This window comes from Halalkalibacter sp. HAAS-P014 (assembly GCF_056619965.1).
Genome location: NZ_JBWQTV010000005.1, coordinates 147,620 through 173,349 on the forward strand (window position 1 = coordinate 147,620; position 25,730 = coordinate 173,349).

Here is a 25,730-nt window from a genome sequence, read left to right on the forward strand (position 1 = left end):
AAGTGTAGGCTACTAAAAAAGGTTTTATTTCTTTTTTAGTAGCCTTTAGAACATTATGGGCATAGTGCTAATTTAATTTTTATTTATGAAAAGATTAAATGGAATCGTTCCTTTTCATCTTGCGTAAGATGGATAAAAAGGAGAATGAGTGCTTCCCTCTTTATTTTACCACTAGAAAAAAATAGGCTTTTGTCACAAGTTTGCCTATTTAATCGTATAGTATTAAGAGTAGAGGAAGGAAAGGTGCTCAAACGGAACAGCAAAGGGGTGTACATCATGAGTAACCCGGTTAACTCCCAAAAAAGAGGTCGAATTAATGTTGTCTTAAATCATAAACCAATTGAAAAGATGGGGAAACATGACTCCCTTTTCCAAACTGATCAAGAAAAAGAAGAACATTATACTCTTACGCGGTTTGAAAAAAAACTTGAAGACTATGTTGGACTTGAAGAAGTAAAGCGTCTTGTTCATGAAATTTATGCATGGATTTATATAAATCGACAAAGAGAAGAACAAGGTTTAAGAGCGAGTAAGCAAGTACTGCATATGATCTTCAAAGGAAATCCTGGAACGGGCAAAACGACTGTTGCTAGAATTATCGCAGACTTCCTGCATGAAATGGGGGTTCTAACTAAAGGCCATCTTATGGAAGTAGAGCGTGCTGATTTGGTAGGGGAATACATTGGGCATACGGCACAAAAAACAAGGGAAGTGCTAAAAAAGGCGAGTGGAGGTGTACTGTTTGTTGATGAAGCCTATTCCTTAGCACGGGGAGGAGAAAAGGACTTCGGAAAAGAGGCAATTGATACGTTAGTGAAAGCAATGGAGGATCGCCAACATGATTTTGTTTTAATTTTGGCTGGTTATTCAAAGGAAATGGAATATTTTTTATCGTTAAATCCGGGTTTGCCATCTCGTTTCCCCATATCAATTGATTTTCCCAATTATACAACCGATCAATTGATGGAGATGGTAGGCAGAATGTTAGCAGAGCGTCAATATGAATTAACAACGGAAGGCGAGGCCCATATTCGTGAACACATAAGGCAAATACGTATCGAAAAAGAAAGAACATTCAGTAATGGGCGCTATATACGAAACATTATCGAAGAAGCGATCAGGTTACAAGCAGTTAGGTTACTTAGGGAAAATAACTTTGATCGGGAATCGCTACTAACAATGAAACGAGAGGATTTTAAATTTCATTCATCGCACGTTAAACTTAATTAATAAAAACAAAGCAGCATTAAATGACCTCGGTGTTAAGTCGGGGTCATTGTCATTCATCTAATAAGTTTAATCTCTAGCTCAGTCAATGAGAGGGGCTCCGATAAAGTCGTAACATGACCTTATCGGAGCCCCTCTTATAAGAAAGTGCTAAAAAGTAATGATCTCATAGTGTAAAATGTTCCCCAGTTTTTAAGAAGTATAATGAATTCTCTCTATCATAGACCTTAAAAACTGCTGAACTTCGCTTAAATGCTTCTCAACTTGCCCTGTTAAATGCTCAAACTGACTCCTGCCATACTGAGAAACTTGGTATCGACGTTGTGAACGGGTATCGGCATCTATCCAAGAACCTTTAATTAGGCCTTCATGATCCATTTCTCGAAGGATCTGGTAAAAATAACCATGGTTGTTCATCCAACCAAACCACTGATTCATTTCCCTATATAAAAAGCCACCATGGAGCGCACCTTCATGGATTAGTCGATACAACGTATACCACTGTATCAATGCTCTTACATTAACAATTTTACTAATGTAACGGGACTCATTATCTGTTATTTCTATAGTAGTTTGTTTTGGTTGATTAGGATTGGATAAGGTGGTATTCATTCGTTCAATAATGAGTATAAGTTTTTGTAATGTTGGATAAAGTTTTTGTGAGTAAATATCCAGGTGCTTAACCCCTTCACTACTTAAGAAAAAAACTTTTTTTCTCCCCTGTTGCTTAAAGTCAATCAACTTTTTATTCTGTAATTCCTCAATCGTTTTATATACAAATGTTCTTGAGCGATTAGGGCTTAATTGGTCTTCCCTAGAGCTCTTGGAAACTAGTCGATAAATTTCTGCAGTATGAATGGGTGACTGTTTAAGTAAGTTTAAGATAATAAGGTGTAATACTTCCTTCTGCGTAAAGCCTAATTTATTCACTGAAACTGAATAATTTATCATTGATTCACCATCCTTTCTTAGATACTAACATTTTAACACAGATTTAATGTACTTCAAGCAAGTATTGTGTTATTATCTATATATGTACATAAACCTTTGAAAATATTATTGTGAGAATAACTTTTGTGTCTGATATATAGATTGATTTAGTAATCGAACTGTTAAGGGGGTGATTCTCTTGCCGATTTACAATTAATCTCAAGATGAAAATTGAGATTATTGTTTCTGGTAGGAGTTGAAGTCAGTAGTCAACTAGGATAAGTGGAAATGTTTAAGTATCTATCAGATAAGAAGTTAGTAATTAAATATGAGTAGGTTAGCTGGCCTGAATCTAATTTAGGCTTTTTAAATTTACCTAAAAAAGACTGAACAATACATTGTGGATTTAGAAAATGATAAAGGGGATTGTCAAAATGGCTACAACTACACGTGGAAAAGTATTACGCGAATTAGAAAGCAGAGGAAGAGGTACTTGTCCTTTGTGTGAAAGAAAGCGTATCAAGTTGTTATATGAGTATGTAAATGAAAGCGACAAAAAATTAAAAGTTTGTAAGAATTGTCGTCCTAAAAAGAAATTAACTAAAAAATAAGTGAACGATTTAAAGCGCTTCCCATAGTCTTATTAAGAATTATGAATAGCAGGTGATTTTGCATGCTTCTTAAACGGGCAGTTATGCAAACATGGTTAAAAAGGCACATCACGTCACAAATTAAATATTTTAATAAAAACAAACGTAAGATTACGCAAGAGCTAGCATTAAGTAATAATGAACAATTAATGGATAGTTATATCAATAGATTAACGAATTATAGTGTGAAAGAATTTGAAGGAGGGTTATTTCCAACTATTCCTTTCGTGATGATTAATAGTAGAGTTATTTTCTACGACTCTAATCATAAATGGACGAAAGGTATTACAGTTTGTTACCCAGAACAAGCAAATGAAGAAATAGGCTTAGTTTCTTTTCTTTCTCCTTTAGGTCAACAATTTTTGTTACGGCAAGTTGGAGATAGCTTTATCTTTAACGATAATTGTTTCTCTATACAGAAAATCGAATATAGTTAAGGTTCCTAATAATTTTGACTTTTGAGGTTACATCTCTCCGGATGAATATTCCATGTTGTTATTCATTCGGAGAACGAGTTTGAAAATTAAAAGGAAGTAAGAAATGAGGTTCGGCTATGAAGGAAAGTTTTGCTTTAAAAGATGCAAGAACTCAGTTAATTAACCAACTTGTATACTTTGATGAAGATTTGAAATTTTTTATGGCTGAATACTTTCCAGAAAAGAACACTAAGAAAACAGATGTTGAACGAGCATTGTTTGATTATATCGCTGCAATTGAGGTCTTATTATCCGATTTTAAAGAAGAAAGGCTAAATTCAATTGCCCTGATTGGCAGTAAAGTAGAATTACTATACCTAGACGAAAATAATATTGAAACGTTTATGATTGTCTTCCCTCAACACGCTAATATTGAAGAGAACAGAGTCTCTTTTTTATCTCCAGTCGGATTCCAATTACTACTTGCACAGGTTAATCAAACATATCAACTGAAGCTTCCGGTTGGTGAAGTGTCGGTTTTCGTAAGAAAGATTGAATTTAATAACAGTTGTATAATAGGGTAGCTATGAAAGAGTCAATTTCTCGATAAGGAAATTGACTCTTTGAATTTTTATAAAAGTATAAGATTACTGTACTTTTCTGGTTATTGAGGTCGTAAGTAAGTTTTTCTTCGGTCGCCCCTTTTATTATATTAAGTAGATCCATTCCTTTATGTTGCTTTAATTTTTTAAGCTATTGATAATTCTATAAAATAAATAATGAGTAATATGTATGAGGTATTTTAATGCTAATTTTCTTTTTTTTTCTAGTTCGTGGTATGATGCGTATGTGTGTGTGACCAGGAGAAATGATAAAGGTAAGATTGGTAAGATTGAATAAAGGATGTGGAAATCATTGCAAGAGATTAACCATAGAGAGACGGAAAATGTTGTTCTAGTAGGATGTCAATTAGATGCGGTCAATGATGTTGCATTTGAACGTTCCATGGATGAATTAAAAAGTCTAGTCGAGACGGCCAAAGGCGCAGTGGTCGGGACAATTACTCAGAAACGCCAAAAACCTGAACCTTCTACGTATATTGGAAAAGGGAAGGTCGATGAACTTCAACGTCTTATTGATGAAAACGAAGTAGATACTATTGTGTTCAATGCTGAACTGTCTCCGAGTCAAATTCGAAATGTGCATACGAGAACAAAGAAAACGGTTATCGACAGAACGCAATTAATTTTAGATATTTTTGCAGCTCGTGCTCGATCCAGAGAGGGAAAATTACAAGTCGAACTTGCTCAACTTTCCTACTTACTCCCTAGACTTGCGGGGCAAGGTCTTGCCTTATCAAGACAAGGAGGTGGGATCGGTTCTAAAGGTCCAGGTGAAACTCAACTCGAAAGCGACCGTCGTCATATTCGTCGGAGAATGGATGAGATTAAACATCAGCTAGAAGCTGTAGTTGGCCACCGCGAGCGTTATAGGGATCGCAGGAAGCAAAATGAAGCATTTCAAGTTGCGATTGTAGGTTATACGAATGCTGGAAAATCAACCATTTTGAACCGGTTAGCGAATGTGGATACACTAGAGGAGAACCAATTATTTGCTACACTTGATCCAACAACAAGGCAGTTTACTTTACCAAGTGGAATGGAGATTCTTTTATCAGATACGGTAGGGTTTATCCAGGATCTTCCGACCACACTTGTTGCCGCTTTTCGTTCGACACTAGAAGAATTACAAGAGGCAAATTTACTTTTGCATGTTGTAGATAGTTCTAATCCTGATTATGAGCAGCATGAACGAACGGTTAAGGAGTTAATTCAAGAGTTGGATTCAGAAACGATTCCCCAGTTAATTGTATACAACAAAAGTGAGTTAAAAGGTTCTGATTTTTTTCCAACACATGAAGAAGATTCGATTGAAGTTAGTGCGTTCGATGAAAATGACCTTGAAAGCTTAAAACAAGCAATTGAAGAAAAAGTAATTGAGCAGATGATCCAATATCATGTTGTATTAAAAGCCGAGGAAGGAAACTTACTATCTAAATGCCGTGAAAAGACGCTTGTTAAGAAGCAGCAATGGAATGAGGATACAGAGCACTACGAAGTTCAAGGGTATGTATTACCCAATAGTGCCCTAGGTCGTCAGCTTAGTGTTCGTTCCATTATTGAACCCATGAAAACGAAAGTAGAGGAATAAGGAAAGATGTTTACATTAAAGCACCAAACTAATCTTATAAAAATAGCTAGAGAAGTTGAAGTTCAAATCAAAGAGCACTTTCAAGAGATTGAAGAGATCGCACTTCATAATCAAGCAAAGGTTATGGAGGCTTTTCGGAATCATCAAGTATCCGATTTTCATTTTACGCCTTCAACAGGATACGGATATGATGATATCGGACGAGATACACTTGAATCTATTTATGCAGAAGTTTTTGGAGGTGAGGCGGCTTTAGTCCGCCCTCAAATCATTTCCGGAACGCACGCCATTTCTACAGCTCTTTTTGGCATACTAAGACCTCAAGATGAGTTGCTATACATAACGGGTAAACCATATGACACTTTAGAAGAGGTTGTAGGAATACGTGGCAATGGGAACGGGTCGTTAAAAGAGTTCCATATTGGTTATGATGCGATTCCTCTATTAGAAAATGGTTGGATCGACGAAGCTACAATTAGAACTAAGCTTACCAATAAAACAAAGGTAGTCGGAATTCAGCGTTCAAAAGGATACGGAGATAGACCTTCTTATACAATTGATCAAATAAAGGAAATGGTTCGCTATATTCGCTCCCTCAAAGAAGATGTTATTATTTTTGTTGATAATTGTTATGGTGAATTTGTAGAAAAAAGAGAACCTTGTGAAGTTGGGGCAGATATAATTGCGGGTTCACTCATTAAAAATCCTGGTGGAGGAATAGTAAAAACGGGAGGCTATCTAGTCGGAAGAAGTGATTTAATTGAACTTGCTTCTTATCGGTTAGCCGCTCCGGGTATCGGTGCAGAAGGTGGTGCAAGTCTCTACAGCTTGTTAGAAATGTACCAAGGCTTCTTTTTAGCTCCTCATACTGTCTCACAAGCATTAAAGGGAGCTATCTTTACAGCTGCAACACTTGAAAAGGTAGGGATGAGCACTTCACCTAAGTGGTACGAAAAAAGAACAGATTTAATTCAATCTGTACATTTTCCAACAGCTGAGAAGATGATTGCATTTTGTCAATCAATCCAAAAATGTTCACCTGTGAATGCTCATGTTTCCCCACAACCTAGTCCGATGCCAGGCTACGAGGATCCAGTTATAATGGCAGCTGGTACGTTTATTCAGGGGGCAAGTATTGAGTTAACAGCAGATGGACCGATTCGTCCTCCTTATGTCGCGTACGTACAAGGTGGATTAACATATGAGCATGTAAAAATTGCTGTGCTTTCTGCTGTTGACTCCGTATTGAGTCTAGATGAGGAGTAAAAAAATAATTTATGTGAGATAAGCTGATAATGTTGTCAAACATCAATAGGTGAGGCAATCCTACACTAGTTGACAGCGTCTAATGCATCTAGTAACATTAAATTGCAGTATTGGATTCAATAGAATTTCTTTACATAGACGTTTTAGAAAATGCTCTCACTTAATAAGAGTACTAGTTGAGTAGTTTTACTATTGTAAGAATTAACAAGGTCATTCAGTCTTGTTTTTCTAATAAATTGACTTTGAAAGGGGAGCTACATAAATGGCAAAGTATACAAAAGAAGATATTATGAGCATTGCTCAGGAATCGAATGTACGTTTTATTCGTCTTCAATTTTCGGATTTACTTGGTACGATTAAAAATGTTGAAATTCCTGTTGATCAATTACCGAAAGCTCTAGATAACAAAATGATGTTTGATGGTTCTTCCATTGAAGGATTCGTACGTATCGAGGAATCCGATATGTATTTATATCCTGACTTGGATACATGGGTTGTTTTCCCATGGACACCTGAAAAAGGTAAAGTTGCACGTTTAATTTGTGACGTTTATTTACCTGGAAAACCAGGTGAAGAGCCAACTCCATTTGCAGGGGACCCACGTGGGATTTTAAAAAGAGTATTAAAAGATGCTGAAAAACTTGGATTTACTGCATTTAATATTGGTCCGGAGCCTGAATTCTTTTTATTTAAGAATGACGAGAATGGTGAACCTACATTAGAGTTAAACGATAAAGGTGGCTATTTTGATTTAGCTCCAACTGATTTAGGTGAAAACTGCCGACGTGATATCGTACTAGAGCTTGAAGATATGGGCTTCGATATTGAAGCTTCTCACCACGAAGTAGCACCTGGTCAACATGAGATTGACTTTAAATATGCAGATGCAGTTACAGCTTGTGATAATATCCAAACATTTAAACTTGTTGTAAAAACAATTGCGCGTAAGCACGGTCTTCACGCAACATTTATGCCTAAACCACTATTTGGTGTGAATGGATCTGGTATGCACTTAAATATGTCTCTATTCAACAAAGAAGGGAACGTTTTCTATGATGAGGGGACAGAATCACAATTAAGTGAGACGGCTATGCAATTTTTAGCAGGTATCCTTAAGCATGCAGAGGCATTCACAGCTATTACGAACCCAATTGTGAACTCTTACAAGCGCTTAGTTCCTGGTTATGAGGCGCCAGTATATGTTGCTTGGTCAATGCGTAACCGTAGCCCGCTAGTACGTATCCCATCTTCAAGAGGAGTAAGTACTCGTGTTGAAGTTCGTAGTCCAGACCCAGCAGCAAACCCTTATTTAGCAATGGCAGTTATGCTAGCTTCTGGTTTAGATGGCATTAAGAAAAAATTAACTCCACCTCCAGCTACTGATCGTAATATTTATATTATGAGTAAAGAAGAGCGTATTGAAGAGGGAGTCGAGGACCTACCAGCTACATTAAAAGAAGCAATTGATGCTCTCGTAAAAGATGATGTGTTAATAAAGGCACTTGGAGAACATGCAGTTCAAAACTTTATAGAAGCAAAAGAAATCGAATGGGACATGTTCCGCACGCAAGTACATCCGTGGGAACGTGACCAGTATATGCAAAATTATTAAGAGAATTAAACCCTCGACATGACTCTGTTGAGGGTTTTTTCATTATAGGCTCTATTATATATGATTGGGTTGAGAAACAATGAGGGGGGTTAGCAAAAAAAACTTAATGATATAACTTGTTCATTTCTTCAGTATTTCATAAAGTGTCAGTACTACAAGAAAAGAGCAGATACGCAGATACAAGGACGATTAAGTGTATGTGACTTTTCGGAGAAGCTCTGTTTTAAGACATCTAGAATCCAATTCTGCTTTCAAGATTAAAATGAAATCTATATCTAAATTTAATGTTCTAGCTTTGTAATAAGCCTCTAGAAGAGTATGATCATCTAATATTTTCAGCATAATTAATCCTCTTTCTATAGTTATAATAATATTCGCTTGTAAACACGGAGTTAATTGTAACTTATTTCCGAAAATTATTAAAGAGAAAATTCAAAAAATGTGAACGCTATTAACTATTGTTTATTAACTTGGCTTTGGTTAAAAGGAATAATTAATTTTGAATTCATCCATAGGATTTTGAAGAATTTTCTCTGTTCAGGTACAAATAGACAAGAATGTATGGATTAATTATGTTCGTTTTATACTAATTGTAGATTTAAAGTTCTAAACATACATAGACGGGAGGATTAACGATTATGAAGAAATTTGTAACGCTATTGCTTATTACTTTGTTTGTTAGTTTAATGGGGGCATGTGGAGACGGAACGGCCCAAGAGGGTGAACCAGACCCTATCGAGACTGATGCAGTGGAAGAAACTGAAAACGGAGAAGAAACGACTGATGAAGAAGTGGATGAAGAGGAACAACCTATTGAAGTGGATAAAAGTCTTTTGAATGTTGAAATTACAATTCCTTCTACTTTTTTTGAGGACCAAGATATTGATCAAACGATAGCTGAAGCAAAAGAAGCGGGGATAAGTGAAGTAACAGAAAATGAAGATGGTTCTTTAACTTATAAAATGTCAAGATCAACACATAGAGAGTTATTGAGTGAGTTGGAGCAAGGACTTAATGAAAATATAGAAGAAATAAAAAATAGCGAGGATTATGTTTCAATTGTAGACGTGACTGCAAACAATACTTTCTCTGAGTATACAATGATTGTGGATCAAGTGGCATTTGAAAACAGCTTTGATGGGTTTGCAGCCTTTGGTCTAGGTATTTCTGGTTTATACTATCAATTATTTGCTGGAGTCGAACCAGAAAATTATGAGGTTACAATTATACTTGAGGACGCTGAGACTGGGGAAGTATTTGATACTATTGTTTATCCTGATGATCTCAATAATTAAAAACTTTGGTGCATTGAGCATTCCTTAAAGGAGTGCTTTTTTAGTGCGATCTTTTATCTTGCAAAAATGGGAAGGGGACCAAAAAAAGTCACGCTCTTTTTGGGATCCCCGAAACAATGAACAGCCGGAGCCATTTTATCATCTATTTTCGGCTTTTGAGACAGGCCTTAACCTCGTTGCCTCTAATCTAATTCAGATAAATAGTATCGAACCGACAATCACTAACAAGATAAAAAGAATGAGAATTGTAACAACGTTAATCTTAAATCCGGTATTCTCAAAACCTTTTGTAGGACTACCATAACCATATCCATAGTACATTGTGTTAGCCACCTTTCAATACTCGCATGAGCTAAATAAAATATACGTTAGCCTATGCAAAAAAATCAGTTATGACAATAAAGCAGAAAAAGTTATTTGATATTCTCTTGGTTATTTCTATGCCTGTCAATACATAGACTAGCTTTAGAATGGGTTATTATAGGAGGGGAAATGGTGGATCGAGCATCAATAAGGAGATTTATACTATTGATTTTTGCTGTAATTAATACTGTATTAAACTTACTCGGTTATCAAACGTTCTCAGAGGAATTCATAAATGATATCGTAGCTGTTATTTCAGGTGCTTATTTTATCTGGATGGGTTGGAAAAATAACTATATTAGTGAAAAGGGACGAAAGCAAAAGGATATATTAGAAAAACATAAATTAAGTTAACAACATGAGAAAACCTCTGCTTGCTGCAGAGGTTAACATGGTATAGAGGTAATTCGTGGAGTGATAACCAACCATGTTACTAATATAATGACCGAATTTTTATGGATTATGAGTCGAAAATTCATGATTGTTTTTTGCCTGTTACTCGCTAATAATGAGAATTGAGGTGATAAAATGAGCAAAAAGACAATGTTACTTATACTGTATGTATTGTCATTAATGTTCTTCTTACGGAGTGTTTTTCGGATCTTAGCTCATGAAGGTACTGGTGGTTACGGAATGGTCATACTTAGTGCTTTAGTTATGACGTTTGTATTACGTACATATTTATTGGAAAGAAGACGAGAGAAGGAAAATGAAAAGGTTGAAACAGCATCGAAATAAAGGTGGTGTTTTTGTTCCCCAAAATCTCTCTTAAGTTATCTCTAATAGTAAAACAAGCTTGCTGTCAAGCAAGCTTGTTTTACTTTACTGTATAGTTCGAAAAACACCAATAACTTTCCCTAATACGGTACATTCCTTTAGGAGAATAGGGGCCATTGTTGAATTTTCAGGCTGCAAGCGTATGTAATCTTTTTCGCGAAAGAACCGTTTAACTGTTGCCTCATCATCTTCAGTCATAGCCACAATAATATCACCGTTATTAGCAGTTTGTTGTTGACGGACGATTACCATATCCCTATCGAAGATTCCTGCTTCAATCATACTGTCACCTTGAATGACAAGGACGTATGTATTGTCTTCAGATACAAGGTGTTCTGGAAGAGGTAGGTAATCATCAATGTTTTCAATAGCTGTAATTGGTAGTCCAGCAGTTACTTTCCCTAGAACAGGTACATAAGTAGTTTTCTTATCATGCAAAGCCACAGTATCATTCTCTTGTTCAAGGTTTAACACTTCAATTGCTCTTGGTTTTGTCGGGTCTCTTCTAATATAGCCTTTCTTTTCAAGTCTTGAAAGATGACCGTGAACAGTGGAGCTTGAAGCAAGTCCGACAGCTTCTCCGATTTCTCTAACCGAAGGCGGATATCCCTTCTTTTTAACTTCAACTTTAATAAAATCTAGTATTTCAAGTTGGCGCTTTGATAGTTTTGACATAAATACACCTCATTACGTTCCTAATTAGCTAAATTGTACCATGCGAACATATGTGATGCAAACATTAGTTCTAAAAAGGGGTTGACACAAATGTTTGTTCGCATTACGATTATATACGAACAAACATTCCTATTAGAGGTGGATACAATGACCAAACGATTGTCAAGTCAAGAAATTTTTATTGTAGTTACAGCTGTTGCTGCGCTGCTGTTTATGTATAGTACCATTATTTTTTCTGCTCCTTCTATAAATGATTCACTACATAATGAAGAGGAGAAAGAAAATGTATTAGCTTATAGCTCCCATCTGCATCATTCCATACACCAACAACAGGATATAATTGAACAAATGGAAGGTAAGAACAATGAATAGAACGGTTATCTATTGTCGAGTCAGTACTGATAAAGAGGAACAAACCTCTTCTCTCGAGCGACAAAGAATAGAATTAAAAAAATAGCGAATGAACACGAGTTTGAAATAGTAGATATTATAGAAGAAAAAGCTAGTGGATATGATGTCGACCGTGATGGAATCTTGCAAATGTTGGACTACATACAAAATGAACAAATTGAAACTCTTTTGATTCAAGATGATACTCGCTTAGGAAGAGGACATGCAAAAATTGCGCTCCTTCACCAACTACGAAAGTTAAATATTCGTGTACTAACAATACAAGACCAGGGAGAACTAGTACTCTCCGAAGCAGATGAAATGGTTTTAGAGATTGTTGGTGTTGTGGAAGAGTTTCAACGTAAGTTACATAATAGTAAAATTAAACGAGGAATGAAGGAAGCAATCAAGAATGGTTATCGACCAGAAAATAACTTAAAAAAAGGGCAAGGCCAAGGGGCAGGCCGTACGAAAAAAGAAGTACCTATAGAAGAAATTATTCGACTACGTCAAATGGAATTAACTTTTCACGATATCGCAGCTATGTTACGGGGCTTTGGGTATGATATATCAAAAGCAACTGTTCATAGACGATACCAAGAGTATCATCAACAAAAAAGTAAACAATGACAATAACCCTTTCTAGTTGAAAACAACAAATTGTTCATGTAAAGTAAGGAAATGAATGTAGTTGAAAGAGGTGCCATTAGATGCTATCAAAAGAAAAATTGGCTAGAATAAACGATTTAGCAAAGCGTGCTAAGACAATTGGGTTAACAAAACAAGAAGAAAAGGAGCAACAATCGCTTCGTAAAGAATATATCCAAACATTTCGTAAATCATTTAAAAATCATCTACATAACGTTACAGTTGTTGATGAAAATGGAAATGATGTTACACCAGACGCGTTAAAAGAAAGCAAGAAAAAGAAAAATAGACGAATGCATTAGGGTCTCCAAGTTCTATTTTTGGAGACTTTTTTCGTATTAATGATCCTTCATTTGTATGCTTGTGAAAATTAAGGATAAAGTATAAGATGAAAAAGATAGAGAAGATTTCAGTTAATTTTGGAAGGTAGGGATTTTTACGATGACGAAACTAGTAGATCAGCTTGCGGTTAACACGATTCGTACACTATCAATTGATAGTATCGAAAAAGCAAATTCAGGACATCCGGGTATGCCAATGGGAGCTGCCCCTATGGCATATAGTCTTTGGACGAAATTTATGAATCATAATCCAGCAAACCCAGAGTGGGCAAATCGAGATCGATTTGTATTATCAGCTGGACATGGATCAATGCTCCTTTATAGTCTGTTACATCTAACTGGGTATGATTTATCATTACAAGATTTACAGGAATTTCGTCAATGGGGAAGCAAGACACCAGGTCATCCAGAATACGGACATACTCCCGGTGTTGAAGCAACAACAGGTCCATTAGGACAAGGGATTGCTATGGCTGTTGGGATGGCTATGGCAGAGCGTCATTTAGCAAGCACTTATAACAAAGGTGATTTTAATGTAGTTGATCATTATACATATTCTATTTGTGGAGATGGAGATTTAATGGAAGGTGTTTCTGCAGAAGCAGCGTCTTTAGCTGGACACCTTAAGTTAGGTCGCCTTGTAGTTCTATACGATTCAAATGACATTTCATTAGATGGCGATCTTGATATTTCATTCTCAGAAAGTGTAGAGGATCGCTATAAAGCATATGGTTGGCAAGTCATTCGCGTAGAAGATGGTAATGATTTAGATGAAATTAATCGGGCCATTGAAGCTGCGAAACAAGACGAGCGTCCAACGTTGGTTGAAGTTAAGACAGTTATTGGATATGGATCTCCAAATAAATCAGGTAAAGCAGCTTCTCATGGAGCACCACTTGGTAAGGACGAGGTTGCACTAACTAAGTCAAGTTACGAATGGTCACATGATGAAGAATTTCACATCCCGTCTGATGTGAGTGAATTGTTTGCAAATGTGAAATCAGAAGGTGCGAAACAAGAAGACGAATGGAACCAACTTTTTGCGAAATATAAAGAGGCGTATCCAGAGCTTGCAGCTCAATTTGAGCGTGCTACAAGTGGAGAGCTACCAGAAGGATGGGATAACGAGGCGCCTGTATATGAGGCTGGTTCAAGCATCGCGACTCGTTCTTCATCAGGAGAAGCATTGAATGCATTTGCAAAAGAAGTTCCAGAATTGTTTGGTGGATCGGCTGACCTTGCTGGATCTAATAAGACTTATATGAAAGATTTAGGTGACTATTCACGTAACAGTTACGAGGGTCGCAACATATGGTTTGGTGTTCGTGAATTTGCGATGGGAGCAGCTGTAAATGGTATGGCCCTTCATGGTGGTCTAAAAGTATTTGGTGCAACATTCTTTGTGTTCTCTGATTATTTACGTCCAGCAATTCGTCTAGCAGCTCTTATGAAGTTGCCAGTTATTTATGTTTTCACTCATGATAGTATTGCTGTAGGTGAAGACGGTCCTACACATGAACCGGTCGAACAACTGCCTTCATTACGTGCAATGCCAGGTTTGTCTGTTATTCGTCCTGGTGATGGCAATGAAACGGTTGCTGCTTGGAAGGTGGCTCTTGAAAGTAAGGACACACCAACTGCACTTGTTTTAACGAGACAAAACTTAAAAACGTTAGATCATACTGCTGAGCTTGCATATGAAGGTGTTAAAAAGGGTGCCTATGTTGTTTCAAAGTCAAGTGGTGAGACAGATGTTCTGTTACTTGCAACTGGGTCTGAAGTAACGCTAGCAGTGGAAGCGCAGGCGGTTCTTGAAAAAGATGGTATTCATGCTGATGTTGTTAGCATGCCGAGTTGGGATCGCTTTGAACAGCAATCACAATCATACAAGGATGAGGTTATTTCACCGAATGTTAAAGTTCGTCTAGGTATTGAAATGGCTTCTCCATTAGGATGGTCGAAATATGTAGGTGACCACGGGGATGTTCTAGCTATCGATCAATTCGGAGCATCTGCACCTGCTGCAAAAATTTTAGAAGAATATGGCTTCACTGTAGAAAACGTAGTTGCAAAAGTAAAAGTATTACTACAGAAGTAATGCTTTAATAAACTGACTCATTAAGTTAATTGTAGACTTATTGGGTCAGTTTCTTTATTTTCGACAAAAATAGTGGTTATCTTCTCCGCTTTAAGACAATCATTTTACTAGTTTTCTCGTATACTAAAGAAAATAAAATGCGAGAGGGTGTCCTTGATGAGACATTATGAATTGTACATTTTTGAAGAAGATGTTGCTCGTCAATATTACGGACAAGAAGCAAAATTATTTTATCTCTTTCTAGAACATGAAAAAGCAAGAAGCTCACAAAAGGAAATACTTAGGAAGCAGATTGAATACATTACAAAGCCAATCCCATCTTTGTTATTGCAACAAAAATTAAAACAAAACCTCACAAAAATAGAAGTGTATAAGAAAAAGAAAAATACGCATATAATTGAGTTAACTGATCGAGATTCAAAAGCAGAGCTTGTAATAGGGTCGGATGCCCTCTACTTAACTGCTGATGGTTCCTTTGAAGTTGAGACGATTTTCTTTGAAATATTGAGAAAATGCGAGCCGGCATTTTTTGCTTTTAGCATTGAAGACCATCGTTATGGTTGGTTAAAACCATTAAAACAAGAAGATTTTCTAAGAACAAATCAAGTTTAAGACCACGTGTCTATGTTATTTTTCTGAAGTGCTTTTAAAACCTTTGTCATTAAGCTATAATAGATAAGGTTGAATCGGGATAATCCTGATAGGTTAGATAGCACGAAGGAGGACGTTGGACTTATGTGGATTCATATTTTAGGGTATACACTAGCTGTTGTTGCAGGTATAGCAATTGGCTTCTTTATCGCACGTAAGACAATGATGTCTTATTTGAAAAAGAACCCACCGTTTAATGAACAAATGCTTCGCGTCATGATGATGCAAATGGGACAAAACCCGTCACAAAAGAAAATTAACCAAATGATGAAAGCAATGCAAAAACAACAAGGGAAATAAGCCCGTATCTATTGGGATAAAAGCATTTTATGATACCTTCAAGTTAAGTGCTCTGTTTAAGTGTACTTAATCTTTCTACATAAAAGATGCTTAATCTTCTCTTGTGTCAAAATAAGCCACTCTTCTGTTAAACGAGAACAGAGGACGTGGTTTTTTTGTTGTTGTAGTGACAATCAAGACAAGTGTTAAAACTTAAAATGAAAGAACAAGTTCCTATAGTTACAAAAAAACATATATAAAGAGTAAAAGACAATAGGGGTAGAATAGATAAATGGAAAAACAAAATAGCCGTTTTAGGTGGGTTATATTTGCTTCTGTATTATTTACTTATTTAGTAATATCGAGCCAAAGAACTGCTTCGGGATTGATTACTGACCAAATACTGTTGGAGTTTAATATAACTGCGACGACCGTTGGGTTACTTGTAAGTATCCAGTTTATTGTGTACACGGGATTGCAAATTCCTATGGGTTTTTTGGCAGATCGTTATGGTCCCAACTTCTTTCTAATTATGGGGGCTATCCTGACAGGTCTTGGTACCATCATTTATAGTATAAGCGTACATGAATGGACCTTAATCTTTGCTAGAATATTAATAGGTACGGGTGATGCAACTATCTGGGTTAACATGGTATTAATATTAAGCCAGTGGTTTAATGCTAAGGAATTTACACGGTTAATTGGTGTTGCCGCAATGACAGGAAGTCTCGGTTTTCTATTGGCAACCGTCCCTTTCTCCTTATTGATTGACCTCTTTGGTTGGAGAGTCGCTTTTTTTTCAGCAGGACTACTTCTTTGTTTATGTGCAGTTCTTCTTATTATTGTACTTTTAAAAGAACAACCTTTATTTATAAAAAAAGAGCAACAAAGAGAAAAACCATTAGTTCTACTGAGAAGAATCTTTTCGAATCGGCAAGCATGGGCTTTGTTCCTTTGTCATTTTGGGATCGTAGGGACATATGTAGGGTTTATTAGTTCGTGGGGCGTACCCTATGGGATGAATGTATATGACCTGTCAAGGGTCGATGCCAGTCAGCTTATTATGATAGGTCTGATTGGTGCACTTATTGGTGCTCCTCTAGCTAGTTGGATTTCCAGTCAATTAGAAATGATTAAACGGCCATATGTGGTTGTACATTTGATACTATTATTTAGTTGGTCAATCTTTCTTCTTTTTAATGGCGCACCACCGTTTTATTTGTTAACGACTCTTTTCTTTATTATTGGGCTTGCATATGGGGCGAATGCATTAACATTCGCTGTCGTTCGTCAGTCTTTCCCTATAAAAGAATCTGGTATTGTTTCTGGTTTTGCGAACACGGGTGGTTTTTTAAGTGCTGTGTTGTTGCCAAGTATTTTTGGGAAAGTATTGGATCATTTTCAATCTGTTTCGGGGAGTATATTTGATGGTTTTTACTTTGCTTTCATTACTCCTGTTATCTTCTCGATAATTGGCTTGGTTGGAGTACTTTTAATTAAAGAGAAGCACTAGTTATAGGAGGGCCGGGAAAGTCTTATATGAAAATAGTGAAAAAAGAGAATCTATTTCACTTTGAAAATTGATTCTCTTTAGCATTTTCATAGTGGTTTAGTAAATGATCCAACTCTTGGCTAAGGGTTAGCACAGCTTGTGACGAAAGTCCTTTTATAAGAGCGAGTTCAATTAATTCATTTCTTTTTCTTTCAATATCAGTAATTAATCCTTTACTCATAGGGGATTCCCTTCTTCTTTAAATCTTGTAATAATTATACAAATTAGTCATTTGATTTACAACCACTTCTATTAGAAAGAATGCAAAATGGGTATTTTATCAATATGTATGATCGCAAATTATTATTAATTAAAATCAATTGAAACCAGACATGCTTTCCTGTATCTTTAAAAGGGACAACTTCTTCACGGTAGTTAAGAAAGGGGTGAGCAGCTTTGAATGACATCTATGTATGGGTGACAACTGTTGGAGCTGTTGTGATGGCAACATTAGCAATTATCGTTCGATTAAAAGCTACTAAAAGGCCAGTATCAGTGAAGAAAATTATCCTACCACCTATTTTTATGTCCACTGGCTTTTTTATGTTTTTATATGAGCCGGCACGACCTACTTTTTTACAAGTCATAGAAGCAGTTGCAGTGGGAATGGTTTTTTCAATACTGCTAATAAGAACATCAAAGTATGAAATCCGAAACGAACAGATTTATATAAAAAGATCAAAAGCTTTTGCATTTATATTAATAGGGTTATTATTAGCACGAATCTTATTTAAAATGTTAATAGGAGATTCAATACATATCGAGGAATTGGCAGGGATGTTTTTCCTACTTGCATATGGCATGATAATACCTTGGCGAATTTCGATGTATATTAAATTCCGAAAAATAGAAAAGGAACTTAATCATTCTCTAAAAGAGAAAAACGTTCCTGTAGAAACATAGGATGATGATTAGAGTGACTTTACAGAGGGGTCTTTAGAAAGGTCTGAGCTCAAGTGTAAACAAAGTACAACATATTCGAGTCAGACCTATTAAGTAGCTATTCGTTACGATCTTCTTTCGAAAGTCGTTTTAAAGACTTTATTTTTCCGTGAGGATTTTGAGCTTCTTTCCGTGCTCTAAATTGACGTTCTTTTTGACTCTTTGATTGTGTCATATCTGTTTGCTCCTTTGTTATGAATTTTTCGAGCTCATTGTTTAGTTTGGCTAATCACGCTTCGACTATCCAGAAAGAGTTTGTAAGGAAAATAAAACCACAAAAAGAGAGAATTCTCACATAAGGTTCGTCCATGTATGGTCAGAACCTATTGAGGGAATCTCTCTTTTTTGTGAAGGAAGTCGCTTGTAACACTATTTCAGGCGTATACCGCTGCTTCTTTTTGTATTGCTGTTGATTCTTTATGATGATTCTAATAAATCTCGGTATGGTGTCATATCGATATTCTTTTCACGGAGCTTTTTTTTCAGAAATTTATGATCTCGTTTTGGCGTAGCTAATATATATCCTTTAATAATATAGTCTTGCGATAGATGGTCGATATTATCTTCCAAAGCAAGTTCACCAATTTTTCCAGCAATTTTTCCTTTAGCCACATCACGGAATAGTTCAGGGACAGGTTCAACCAATTCATTCAATAACTGGCGTTGTTCTGCATTCCACAGGTGGAGCGTTTTCTCAATATAATAGTCTTGCCAGTCGAGTATCGATTTACCATCTTCTTTGGGAAGTTTTTTAAGAAACTTCCGAAACATAAAATACCCACCAATAAACATAACCGTTATTAAAAAAATCGTCCATAATACAATGAACCACATAAACCAAGTAGGCATCTTTTTCACCTCTTCTTTTTCATCATTCTTATCCTACCATAAAAAAGGAGAAACTGTGAATAGGTTGTATTTCCATAAAAGATGAACGTTTGGTAATATTAGATAGAGGTGATAACAATGTCATATTTAATTGGTTATGCATTCCACATGCTAGTCTCTGTTTTGTTTTTTGTACTTATTCCATTTCCTTACTTAATAAAGGGGAGTTTATTAGACAAGGCCGGGCAATTTGCCAAGCTACTGAAAATATATAAACGCATTATTTGGCTTGCTCATGGTGGTGTCATTATTGCGCTTATTTCTGGTTTTATGATGACGAGTCATTGGTTAAGCCCATGGTTAATAATCGTAATCCTAATTTGGATAGCGCTTAGTGCAATGTTGGGAATGACTGCAAAGATGGTTCGAATTATTTTAGAAAAAATAGAGACAGGAACTGAAGCAAAAGACGAAATCACAAAATTAAGACTGTACAGTTTCTTACTTATGATTGCAATACTATCGATGTTTATGATGAAAATAATTTTATACATATAATGGAAAGTAGTAAAGTAGTTTTAAGAAAAACATTCTAATTAAACAATAGCAAGACCTTTAAAGATGTCTATACTATTAGTAACAATAGTGATTTTGTTTAAGGAGGTCGAGTCATGTTAATTGGTGTACCTAAAGAAATAAAAAATAATGAAACTCGAGTTGCAATGACGCCAGCAAGTGTTAAGACGCTTGTACAAGCAGGCCATCAAGTAATTATTGAGAAGGGTGCAGGGCTTGGTAGTGGTTTTAATAATGATGCCTATATACAAGCTGGGGCTGAAATTGAAGCAGATCCAGTAGCCATTTGGGAAAAGGTTGATATGGTTATGAAAGTGAAAGAGCCACTGCCGTCTGAGTATGCGCATTTTCGCAAAGGGTTGATTTTATTTACTTATTTGCATTTGGCCGCTGAGCCTGAGCTTGCTAAAGCATTAGTTGCAAAAGGAGTAACCGCTATTGCTTATGAGACGGTTCAAGTAGGTCGTACATTGCCCCTCCTTACGCCCATGAGTGAAGTGGCTGGTCGGATGGCTGCACAAATAGGTGCGCAATTATTAGAAAAACCAAAGGGTGGTAGGGGAATTCTTTTATCAGGAGTTCCTGGTGTGAAGCGAGGGAAAGTAACAATTATTGGTGGAGGAGTAGTAGGGACGAATGCAGCCAAAATTGCAATGGGATTGGGTGCTGACGTGACGATTATTGATTTAAGTCCAGACCGGTTACGACAACTGGATGATCTATTTGGTACAGATATCCAAACGATTATGTCAAACCCATTAAATATCGCAGAAGAAGTGGCTGAGTCTGATTTAGTTATTGGTGCTGTACTTATTCCAGGAGCAAAGGCTCCTAAGCTTGTAACAGAAGAAATGATTCAATCAATGAGACAAGGCTCTGTTGTTGTCGATGTGGCAATTGATCAAGGTGGAATTATTGAAACGGTTGACCGCATCACTACACATGATGAACCCATATATATAAAGCATGAAGTGGTCCATTATGCGGTTGCTAATATGCCTGGTGCGGTACCGAGAACGTCGACAATTGCCTTGACAAATGTTACTATTCCGTATGCTCTTCAAATTGCAAATAAAGGTGTGAAACGTGCACTGAGGGAGAACCATGCACTAGAGCTAGGATTAAATACAGCTGCTGGAGCGGTTACCTACCATGCAGTTGCCAAAGATTTGGGATTAGAATATTTAGATTCTACAGCTGCATTAGAGAAATTATAATAATGAAACGAAGCAGACCGAAATTGGGTTTGCTTCTTGTTGTTTATACGGACATGCAATAATAATTGACTTACTATTTAAACAATTTATGATAAATTACACATTGTTTCCTTTTACTTAGCGATGGTATGCTAAAACTATAAAAATAAAATCTATCGAGATCTTACTGTAAATTTTTAACTACGAAATGCAAAATAGTTTTGATTATAGCAAATAATATATTTGGGTGAGGTAAAGGATGAATATTACAGAAATTGAGTTTGAAATTCTAGATAGAATCACAGACCCGTTCTACGCAGTTGATCGAGATTGGAACTTCACTTATTTTAACAAGGAAGCAGCTAAAGTACTAAAACAAAATCGCACAAAACTTATCGGAAAAAGTTTATGGACGATTTTTCCTAAAACAACTAATCGTTCTTTGTATGAGCAATATCATAAAGCTATATCTGATCAGAAGCCGACTTCATTTGAAATGTATTATCCTCCGTTAAAGTTGTGGTTTAGTATTAAAGCGTATCCATCTGTGACGGGCTTATCTGTGTATTTCCGGGATATAACTAGGCAAAAGCAAACCACTTTTACGCGCGAACAGCATTATCAATCCTTATTTGGGAATAACCCTGACGCTGTTTACTCTTGTGACTTAGAAGGGAATTATTTGAGGGTGAACCCTGCAATGGAGCAACTAGTTGGGTATAGTGAAGAAGAGTTATGCAAAATTTCTTACATGCCATTAATTGTTGAGGACGAAATAGAACATACAAATCGCTTGTTTGTTCGAGCAACTCATGGAATTACTCAAAATTATGAAACGAAAATGCGACACAAAAAAGGGCATGTTATTGATGTGAAGGTCACAAATATCCCGATTATTATTGATAATGAAATAGTTGGAGTCTATGGTGTTGCTAAAGATGTAACGAATCAAAAAAGAACAGAAGAACTGCTGGTGGAATCTGAAAAGTTAACTGCAGTGGGACAGTTAGCAGCTTCAATTGCACATGAAATTAGAAATCCACTCACTTCAATTAAAGGTTTTCTGCAACTAATTAAGTCGACTGTTAAAGAAGTGCGTAGTGATTATTTAGACATAATGTCCGATGAAATTACTAGAATCGAAATGATTACAAGTGAACTTCTAGTACTTGCCAAGCCCCAAGCTCTTGACTTTCAATATGAACGTTTAGACAAAGTTATAGAAGATGTAGTCATGCTTCTTAGCTCGCAAGCATTAATTAATAATGTTGAAGTCGTAACCAATATTGAGGAATTACCAGAAATAAAGTGTATTGGGAGTCAGTTGAAACAAGTATTTATAAACTTAATCAAAAATTCTATTGAGGCAATGCCTAATGGTGGAGAAGTAAACATTACTGCAAACCAATATAATAAAGATCAAATTATAATACAAGTTATAGATCAGGGAAGTGGAATTCCGGATGAGTTTCTTGCTAAAATTGGCACACCTTTTTATACTACGAAAGAAAAAGGGACGGGTCTTGGTTTAATGACTGCATTAAAAATTATTGATTCACATAGTGGGGTCATGGATATTTCGAGTATACCAAAAAAGGGAACGATGATTGATATCTATTTACCTATAGAAGCGAAAGTGGAGATTGAGGAATAAAGTTAATATAAGTGAGCTATAGGAAGATGTAACAAATATTATAAAGTAAACAAGAGGCCGTTTGTATGAAAATGTACCTCTGTTGTTTGTAAAATGGATATGAAAAAAGGGGTTATATTAATGGATCAAGAGAATGCTTTGTCGGTTTTACAGCAGCTTCGAAATGGAGAAATTGACTCTTATCGGGTAACGAAGGAAGATTTTCAAGTTTTTCGGACAACATTATTAAAGCAAGAAGATGCAATTAATTTCCGTGGTAACGCTCAGCATGGTGGTGAGACTATTTATACGTATGAACCTGGATGGACAAAATAAGGATTTGATGTGATAAATTACAGAGCTTGTTCATACAGTAAAACTATATGAATCTTTCAAAGTTAGTACCTGTTACTTTTAACGGGTACTTTCTTTATTTTCTCTGTGAAAAACGAAAGGAGGAGGGAGAATGTTTTATAAATATGAGATAGGAGCATTCATTTTAAGGTTGGTGCTTGGTCTCACATTTTTTTTACATGGACTAGCAAAGTTTCGAGGAGGCATAGAAAATACCTTTTTTCATTTTGAAAGTTTAGGTTTTCCAGGTTTTACAGCGTACGTTGTTGCAGTGATTGAAGTAGTCGGTGGTTTAGCTCTAATAGTGGGATTAGCTACGCGCTTTGTTTCTATTTTGATGGCGTTCATTATGCTCGTTGCTATTTTTTTTGTAAAAGCTGCCTCTGGATTTATTAGTGGTTATGAATTTGACTTACTGTTACTTGTTGTCTCTATTCATTTAATCTTAAATGGCAGTCGCTTATATTCAATCGATTCGGTTCTATTCAGAACGTATTAAAAATCTCCTACTGCTTGCAGCATAATAAAGAAATAGTTGTAAATAATAAAAAGGAACTAAATCAATTATTATTTTACAAGCATAAAAGGAGACAAGAAGATGACGGTGAACCTAGCGATAATTTATTATAGTTCAACGGGTACGAACTATCAATTAGCACAATGGGCAGAGGAAGGTGGTACGAACGCAGGGGCAGAAGTAAAAGTCCTAAAAGTGCCTGAACTAGCTCCCCAATCTGCAATTGACCAGAATCCTGCTTGGAAAGCGCATGTTGAAGCAACAAAAGATGTTCCAGAAGCAACATTAGATGAATTAGAGTGGGCAGATGCAATTATTTTTAGTGTCCCAACTCGTTTTGGTAACATGCCAGCTCAAATGAAACAATTTTTGGATCAAACAGGAGGATTGTGGTACCATGGAAAACTGGCAAACAAGGTAGTAAGTGCTATGGCATCAGCCCAAAACCCTCATGGAGGTCAAGAGGCGCCAATCCTTTCGCTTTATACTACTATGTATCATTGGGGTGCAATTGTTGTCGCACCGGGCTATACAGATCCGAGTGCATTTGAGACTGGTGGAAACCCTTATGGTACAAGCGTTACGATTGATCAAGAAGGAAATATGCAAGAAAAAGTAGAACCTGCGGTAAAACATCAGGCAAAGAGAACAGTAGAGATTGCTAAATTAGTAAAAAAAGGTAATTAGAATTTTGAATTAAATGTTGAATAGAATAATATAAAAACAAGTGTAAAATCGTAATGATTTTACACTTGTTTTTTTGTGAGGGAATTTATCAAGCTTGCAAGGATTTTGTATAAAAAAGTAGAAAATGTATAAATTGTGAAAAAATATGGAATGGAGGATCATATGAATCAGGAGGACTTTTTAGTACAAATTACAGATTTGCAGCAGCCCTTTTTCAATGCGCTTGCTGCTGTGTTTACATTTTTAGGAAATGAGGAATTTTATTTTTTAATTGTCCCAATTGTTTACTGGTGTATCAGAAAGCAAACAGGTTTTCGCTTGTTCTATATTTTCCTATGTTCAGTGACTATTAATGCATTTTTAAAGATTACATATGCAGTCCAGCGACCGATTGGAACAGAAGGAGTAAATTCAATTTTTGTTGAATCAGCAGAAGTAGGCAGTCATTATCCTTATGATTCATTTCCGAGTGGGCATGCTCAGGGGTCAACAACGCTTTGGGGGTACCTCGCATATTTAGTAAATAAACCTCTTTTTTGGATTTTTTCGATCTTGCTCATAATTTTTATTTCATTGTCGCGTCTTTATACAGGATTACATTGGCCAACAGATGTAGTAATAGGTGTTGGCGTAGCTATGCTTGTGTTATTTATTGCCATTCGGATACAAGAAACGTTGACAGAACTTCCTCAAAAGCATAAGTGGGTGTTAGCGGCAGCAGTTCCAATTCTAATCGTATCGTTTTTTCCTGAAGAGGAAGGTGTTAAATATGCAGGGTTCTTGTTAGGGGCCGGTGTTGGCTATTTATTGGAAGCAAAGACTGTTAAGATGATGATATCTAAAGAGTTATCAAGAAAAATAGCTGCCTATGTGATTGGTGTTATTGGTTTGTTTGTACTTCAGGTGGGTTTGAAAGTAATTTTTCCAGAAACAATGGTATTTGATTTTATTCGCTATACTTGTATTGGAATATGGGGTTTAATTGGAGCACCTTATCTATTTGTGAAGTTGAAAATTTATCGATCTGATAACGTAGATTTTCCCAAAGGACAAGTATCTGTCTAATTTAAAAAGTAGTGGTGTGACCAGGTTGGCTCACCACTACTTTTTTGGAATTTTTTTGGCTCCTTATTATTTATAATTGCATATGATATTGCATCTAGAATGAAAGTGAAGCGATGAAAATGGCGACTAATAAAAATAAGAAAAAAGCAGCTCCGAAAATGACAGCAGCTGAAAAATACCAATACACAGTGAAATTAGTTAGCTCAAGTACATGTTTTTCTTGTAAACAGCAATGTAGGAGGGGGCTTGCTTATTTAGAAAAAATGAGTAAGCCTGGTGTCATTGGAAAAGGAGTACCTTGTCACTTGACGAAAGGGAAAGCCTATAAATAGTTTGAATCTTAAGAGGCGATTGTCATGTTGCGCCTCTTTTTAGATTGGCTTAATGATGAAAGCAGTTTAAATTGTGTTACTATAAATATAACTAATACATGAAATGTCAACTTTATATTACTGTTGGAATGATTTCACTTGAATTTCACAAATACCTAGTAAGCTTACTAAGAACGATTTAGAAATAGTTAATTAGTTATTATCAGTCGAGGTGACGAA

32 protein-coding genes and 1 pseudogene are annotated in these 25,730 nt (G+C 36.1%); 27 read left to right on the plus strand and 6 right to left on the minus strand.

The features are described 5' to 3' along the window. Positions 1-276 precede the first annotated feature (276 nt). Positions 277-1,230, plus strand: coding sequence for a stage V sporulation protein K (gene spoVK / locus AC1FXZ_RS04485; RefSeq protein ID WP_480051401.1), 954 nt, complete (start codon positions 277-279; stop codon positions 1,228-1,230). A gap of 189 nt (positions 1,231-1,419) precedes the next feature. Here the strand turns inward: spoVK and AC1FXZ_RS04490 are convergent, their stop codons facing one another. Then, entirely contained in the window at positions 1,420-2,178 is a 759-nt protein-coding gene (locus tag AC1FXZ_RS04490) for a helix-turn-helix transcriptional regulator (protein ID WP_480051403.1), read from the minus strand. A gap of 413 nt (positions 2,179-2,591) precedes the next feature. Between AC1FXZ_RS04490 and AC1FXZ_RS04495 the strand changes: the two genes are divergently transcribed. The 6 genes from AC1FXZ_RS04495 (at position 2,592) to glnA (ending at position 8,312) form a co-directional block, all read left to right on the plus strand. After that, positions 2,592-2,768 (plus strand): hypothetical protein, encoded by a 177-nt coding sequence (locus AC1FXZ_RS04495; RefSeq protein WP_480051405.1) that lies wholly within the window; start codon positions 2,592-2,594, stop codon positions 2,766-2,768. Between the two features lie 62 nt (positions 2,769-2,830). Then, the gene (locus AC1FXZ_RS04500; RefSeq protein ID WP_480051407.1) at positions 2,831-3,244 is read left to right on the plus strand and encodes a GreA/GreB family elongation factor; all 414 of its coding nucleotides are present in this window, start codon (positions 2,831-2,833) and stop codon (positions 3,242-3,244) included. 116 nt (positions 3,245-3,360) lie between these two features. Continuing rightward, positions 3,361-3,807: a GreA/GreB family elongation factor gene (locus tag AC1FXZ_RS04505; protein ID WP_480051409.1), complete on the plus strand. Its 447-nt coding sequence runs from the start codon at positions 3,361-3,363 to the stop codon at positions 3,805-3,807. 331 nt (positions 3,808-4,138) lie between these two features. Further along, positions 4,139-5,434: a GTPase HflX gene (gene hflX / locus AC1FXZ_RS04510; RefSeq protein ID WP_480051411.1), complete on the plus strand. Its 1,296-nt coding sequence runs from the start codon at positions 4,139-4,141 to the stop codon at positions 5,432-5,434. A gap of 6 nt (positions 5,435-5,440) precedes the next feature. Next, positions 5,441-6,700: a methionine gamma-lyase family protein gene (locus tag AC1FXZ_RS04515; protein WP_480051413.1), complete on the plus strand. Its 1,260-nt coding sequence runs from the start codon at positions 5,441-5,443 to the stop codon at positions 6,698-6,700. 262 nt (positions 6,701-6,962) lie between these two features. After that, complete coding sequence (glnA, locus tag AC1FXZ_RS04520; RefSeq protein ID WP_480051416.1) at positions 6,963-8,312, plus strand: type I glutamate--ammonia ligase; 1,350 nt, start codon at positions 6,963-6,965, stop codon at positions 8,310-8,312. Positions 8,313-8,501: 189 nt separating this feature from the next. On the opposite strand, the gene sda is transcribed toward glnA, so the two are convergent. Then, entirely contained in the window at positions 8,502-8,654 is a 153-nt protein-coding gene (sda, locus tag AC1FXZ_RS04525) for a sporulation histidine kinase inhibitor Sda (protein ID WP_480051418.1), read from the minus strand. 296 nt (positions 8,655-8,950) lie between these two features. Here sda and AC1FXZ_RS04530 point away from each other — a divergent pair, with 296 nt between their 5' ends. The 4 genes from AC1FXZ_RS04530 (at position 8,951) to AC1FXZ_RS04545 (ending at position 10,708) form a co-directional block, all read left to right on the plus strand. Then, entirely contained in the window at positions 8,951-9,607 is a 657-nt protein-coding gene (locus tag AC1FXZ_RS04530; protein ID WP_480051420.1) for a hypothetical protein, read from the plus strand. A 43-nt stretch (positions 9,608-9,650) separates the two neighbouring features. Then, complete coding sequence (locus AC1FXZ_RS04535) at positions 9,651-9,911, plus strand: hypothetical protein (protein WP_480051422.1); 261 nt, start codon at positions 9,651-9,653, stop codon at positions 9,909-9,911. Between the two features lie 191 nt (positions 9,912-10,102). Beyond that, positions 10,103-10,324 carry a phage holin gene (locus AC1FXZ_RS04540; RefSeq protein WP_480051424.1) on the plus strand — a complete coding sequence of 74 codons (222 nt, stop codon included), beginning with the start codon at positions 10,103-10,105 and terminating at the stop codon, positions 10,322-10,324. Positions 10,325-10,498: 174 nt separating this feature from the next. After that, positions 10,499-10,708: a hypothetical protein gene (locus AC1FXZ_RS04545; protein WP_480051426.1), complete on the plus strand. Its 210-nt coding sequence runs from the start codon at positions 10,499-10,501 to the stop codon at positions 10,706-10,708. Between the two features lie 84 nt (positions 10,709-10,792). Here the strand turns inward: AC1FXZ_RS04545 and lexA are convergent, their stop codons facing one another. Then, entirely contained in the window at positions 10,793-11,422 is a 630-nt protein-coding gene (gene lexA / locus AC1FXZ_RS04550; RefSeq protein ID WP_480051428.1) for a transcriptional repressor LexA, read from the minus strand. 90 nt (positions 11,423-11,512) lie between these two features. Here lexA and AC1FXZ_RS04555 point away from each other — a divergent pair, with 90 nt between their 5' ends. From AC1FXZ_RS04555 to AC1FXZ_RS04585, 7 genes and pseudogenes are all read left to right on the plus strand, one after another. Then, positions 11,513-11,794, plus strand: coding sequence for a hypothetical protein (locus tag AC1FXZ_RS04555; protein ID WP_480051430.1), 282 nt, complete (start codon positions 11,513-11,515; stop codon positions 11,792-11,794). Beyond that, a pseudogene (locus tag AC1FXZ_RS04560) lies at positions 11,787-12,442 on the plus strand (YneB family resolvase-like protein). The gene AC1FXZ_RS04555 and the pseudogene AC1FXZ_RS04560 overlap by 8 nt, the downstream one beginning before the upstream one ends. 80 nt (positions 12,443-12,522) lie before the next feature. Further along, positions 12,523-12,762 carry a DUF896 domain-containing protein gene (locus AC1FXZ_RS04565; protein WP_480051432.1) on the plus strand — a complete coding sequence of 80 codons (240 nt, stop codon included), beginning with the start codon at positions 12,523-12,525 and terminating at the stop codon, positions 12,760-12,762. A 139-nt stretch (positions 12,763-12,901) separates the two neighbouring features. After that, complete coding sequence (gene tkt / locus AC1FXZ_RS04570) at positions 12,902-14,899, plus strand: transketolase (RefSeq protein ID WP_480051434.1); 1,998 nt, start codon at positions 12,902-12,904, stop codon at positions 14,897-14,899. Between the two features lie 156 nt (positions 14,900-15,055). After that, a complete protein-coding gene (gene sirA, locus AC1FXZ_RS04575; RefSeq protein ID WP_480051436.1) occupies positions 15,056-15,511 on the plus strand; it encodes a sporulation inhibitor of replication protein SirA in 456 nt (151 codons plus the stop codon). A 123-nt stretch (positions 15,512-15,634) separates the two neighbouring features. After that, positions 15,635-15,850, plus strand: a complete 216-nt coding sequence (locus AC1FXZ_RS04580) for a YneF family protein (RefSeq protein WP_480051438.1) — start codon at positions 15,635-15,637, stop codon at positions 15,848-15,850. Positions 15,851-16,121: 271 nt separating this feature from the next. Then, entirely contained in the window at positions 16,122-17,342 is a 1,221-nt protein-coding gene (locus AC1FXZ_RS04585) for an MFS transporter (protein WP_480051440.1), read from the plus strand. A 55-nt stretch (positions 17,343-17,397) separates the two neighbouring features. Here the strand turns inward: AC1FXZ_RS04585 and AC1FXZ_RS04590 are convergent, their stop codons facing one another. After that, positions 17,398-17,562 (minus strand): aspartyl-phosphate phosphatase Spo0E family protein, encoded by a 165-nt coding sequence (locus AC1FXZ_RS04590; protein WP_480051442.1) that lies wholly within the window; start codon positions 17,560-17,562, stop codon positions 17,398-17,400. Positions 17,563-17,777: 215 nt separating this feature from the next. Here AC1FXZ_RS04590 and AC1FXZ_RS04595 point away from each other — a divergent pair, with 215 nt between their 5' ends. Next, positions 17,778-18,284, plus strand: coding sequence for a CcdC family protein (locus tag AC1FXZ_RS04595; protein ID WP_480051444.1), 507 nt, complete (start codon positions 17,778-17,780; stop codon positions 18,282-18,284). Between the two features lie 97 nt (positions 18,285-18,381). Here the strand turns inward: AC1FXZ_RS04595 and AC1FXZ_RS04600 are convergent, their stop codons facing one another. Beyond that, positions 18,382-18,498, minus strand: a complete 117-nt coding sequence (locus tag AC1FXZ_RS04600; protein WP_480051446.1) for a DUF6254 family protein — start codon at positions 18,496-18,498, stop codon at positions 18,382-18,384. A 242-nt stretch (positions 18,499-18,740) separates the two neighbouring features. Then, positions 18,741-19,172 carry a DUF2621 domain-containing protein gene (locus tag AC1FXZ_RS04605; protein WP_480051448.1) on the minus strand — a complete coding sequence of 144 codons (432 nt, stop codon included), beginning with the start codon at positions 19,170-19,172 and terminating at the stop codon, positions 18,741-18,743. A 117-nt stretch (positions 19,173-19,289) separates the two neighbouring features. Here AC1FXZ_RS04605 and AC1FXZ_RS04610 point away from each other — a divergent pair, with 117 nt between their 5' ends. From AC1FXZ_RS04610 to AC1FXZ_RS04645, 8 genes are all read left to right on the plus strand, one after another. Further along, positions 19,290-19,709, plus strand: coding sequence for a hypothetical protein (locus AC1FXZ_RS04610; RefSeq protein WP_480051450.1), 420 nt, complete (start codon positions 19,290-19,292; stop codon positions 19,707-19,709). 113 nt (positions 19,710-19,822) lie between these two features. Next, on the plus strand, positions 19,823-20,944 hold the full coding sequence (ald, locus tag AC1FXZ_RS04615; RefSeq protein WP_480051452.1) for an alanine dehydrogenase: 1,122 nt from the start codon (positions 19,823-19,825) through the stop codon (positions 20,942-20,944). A gap of 238 nt (positions 20,945-21,182) precedes the next feature. Further along, positions 21,183-22,577, plus strand: coding sequence for a PAS domain S-box protein (locus AC1FXZ_RS04620; RefSeq protein ID WP_480051454.1), 1,395 nt, complete (start codon positions 21,183-21,185; stop codon positions 22,575-22,577). A 120-nt stretch (positions 22,578-22,697) separates the two neighbouring features. Further along, the gene (locus AC1FXZ_RS04625; protein ID WP_480051456.1) at positions 22,698-22,892 is read left to right on the plus strand and encodes a hypothetical protein; all 195 of its coding nucleotides are present in this window, start codon (positions 22,698-22,700) and stop codon (positions 22,890-22,892) included. Positions 22,893-23,022: 130 nt separating this feature from the next. Next, entirely contained in the window at positions 23,023-23,409 is a 387-nt protein-coding gene (locus AC1FXZ_RS04630) for a DoxX family protein (RefSeq protein ID WP_480051458.1), read from the plus strand. Positions 23,410-23,508: 99 nt separating this feature from the next. Next, entirely contained in the window at positions 23,509-24,114 is a 606-nt protein-coding gene (gene wrbA, locus AC1FXZ_RS04635) for an NAD(P)H:quinone oxidoreductase (protein ID WP_480051460.1), read from the plus strand. Between the two features lie 162 nt (positions 24,115-24,276). Continuing rightward, the gene (locus tag AC1FXZ_RS04640; RefSeq protein WP_480051462.1) at positions 24,277-25,179 is read left to right on the plus strand and encodes a phosphatase PAP2 family protein; all 903 of its coding nucleotides are present in this window, start codon (positions 24,277-24,279) and stop codon (positions 25,177-25,179) included. A 119-nt stretch (positions 25,180-25,298) separates the two neighbouring features. Further along, on the plus strand, positions 25,299-25,511 hold the full coding sequence (locus tag AC1FXZ_RS04645) for a hypothetical protein (RefSeq protein WP_480051464.1): 213 nt from the start codon (positions 25,299-25,301) through the stop codon (positions 25,509-25,511). Positions 25,512-25,730 lie beyond the last annotated feature (219 nt).